Annotated in this window: 2 protein-coding genes; one reads left to right on the top strand and one right to left on the bottom strand. The window is 59.5% G+C overall.

Annotated elements, in window-relative coordinates; all coding sequences use genetic code 11:
• Positions 1–1,321: MocR-like pyridoxine biosynthesis transcription factor PdxR (gene pdxR / locus A3AY_RS0131825; RefSeq protein ID WP_018329717.1), on the bottom strand; the 1,321-nt coding region annotated here is incomplete at its 3' end.
• Positions 1,322–1,402: 81 nt separating this feature from the next.
• Between pdxR and A3AY_RS36690 the strand changes: the two genes are divergently transcribed.
• Positions 1,403–1,812, top strand: a 410-nt coding sequence (locus A3AY_RS36690) for a PLP-dependent transferase (protein ID WP_018329716.1), incomplete at its 3' end; no start/stop codon positions are given.

Raw genomic sequence — 1,812 nt, 5'->3', positions numbered from 1 at the left:
CAATGCCGGCACGTTGCGCGATGTGCAGCAAACGTGTCTCGGACGACCTCGGCAATTCGTTGAACCAGACCACGACATGCAATCCGGCGTCGGCCCCTTCCACGGTGATCCGTTCGCCGAACGCGCGCTGCAGCGCACTCAGCAACGTCTCCCGGCGATCTCTGTTTAGCCGCCGTACGCGCCGCACATGGCTTTCATACCCGCCGCTTTCGATCAAGGATGCCAGGGCTTCCTGCTCGGTTACCGGTGAATGCCTGTCGAACAGTTGCTTGGCGGTTGCGTATACGTCTTGCAGTTCCGGCGGGACAACGAGATATCCGATGCGCATCATCGGCGACAGTGTTTTGGAAATCGTCCCGAGATAAATGACGTTGCTTCCAGCCTCCAGACTGTGGAGAGGGGGCACCGGACTGATATCGTACCGGTACTCGCTGTCGTAGTCGTCCTCGATCACATAGGCGTCGTTTTCCCGCGCCCATTCGAGAAGCTGATGACGGCGAGAAATCGGCATGACGCCGCCGAGCGGAAACTGATGGGAAGGTGTGACATAGGCCAGCCGGGCTCGCACAGCCTCCAGGAGTTCGGTCTGCAACCCCTCGCCATCGACAGCTATGGAGACCGGAGAGGCGCCGGTGCTGGCGAAGATCTGGCGCGCCATGCGATAGCCGGGGTTTTCCATAACGAAGTCGCTGTCAGGGTCGAGCAGGAGACGTGCGCAAAGATCTAACCCTTGCTGAGAGCCATTCACGATGATGATTTGCTCCAGCTCGCATCGCAATGTGCGGGCGCGCCACAGATACCCCTGCAATGCCTGCCGCAACCGCAACGATCCCCGCGGGTCGTCGTAGGCCAATCGGCCCGGTCGCTGAGCCATGACCGCATTGACGGCTTTCTTCCATGCAAGCGCGGGGAAATCAGCCGGGGCGAGATCGCCGTAACGGAAATCAATCACGACAGAGCTTGGCAGATAATCGAGCCATGGTGGTGTCGCCTTAAGTCTCTCGCCATAGGCTGACAGGCGCTGAGCACTCTGTTGCTGCCGCGTGGCGGCTTTCAGGCGCTGTTCCAATGGCAAGGCAGTGACCCGCGGTCTGGCGCCCTGGCGCAGTTCCACGAAACCCTCCGCCGAAAGCTGCTCATAGGCGACCGACACCGTCGTTCGCGAAACGCCAAGCTCATTCGCCAGATTTCGAGATGACGGCAGCTGACCACCGGTGTTATAAACGCGGTTCGCGATCTGATCCTTGAGCGCCTCGTAGATCTGGCGCGCGCCCATCTTGCTTGCGCGATCAGCTGTTGCCTGACTTGCCAACTGGACCATTTTCTTTCCGCATAACTGGCTATTTCTTGCGGACCAGTATGCTGCCACTGTGGTCGAAAGCAAAGAGGATAGCGCAAAGCAATGACTGGCAGCAGCGAACACGGCGATTTTCAGGACCACTCCGATCCATCGCACGGCGGGCGGCTTGGCTTTGATACCCGTGCAATCCATCACGCGTTCGATCCGGCTGGGTTCTCGCGAGCGGTTCAGCCTCCGGTCTTTATGACATCGACCTACGGCTTTGAGAGTGTAGCAGCAAATGACGCGGCGGCAGCGCTGGGCGGCAGGCTCTATGCCCGTGAATATAACCCAACGACCGAAATTCTCGAGCGAAGGCTTGCGAACCTTGAAGGAGCCGAGGCGGGTCTCGTGGTATCGACCGGAATGGCCGCCTTCGGCACCCTGGTCCTGTCACTGTTGTCGCAAGGCGATGAGCTTGTGGTGCACAAGACGCTTTACGCCAATACGGTTGCCATGGTCGAGCAAGGTCT

The organism is Rhizobium giardinii bv. giardinii H152 (genome assembly GCF_000379605.1).
GTDB classification, from domain to species: Bacteria; Pseudomonadota; Alphaproteobacteria; order Rhizobiales; family Rhizobiaceae; genus Pararhizobium; species Pararhizobium giardinii.
Note: the sequence above shows the minus strand (reverse complement) of the source record. Positions and strands in the feature narration are given on the sequence as shown.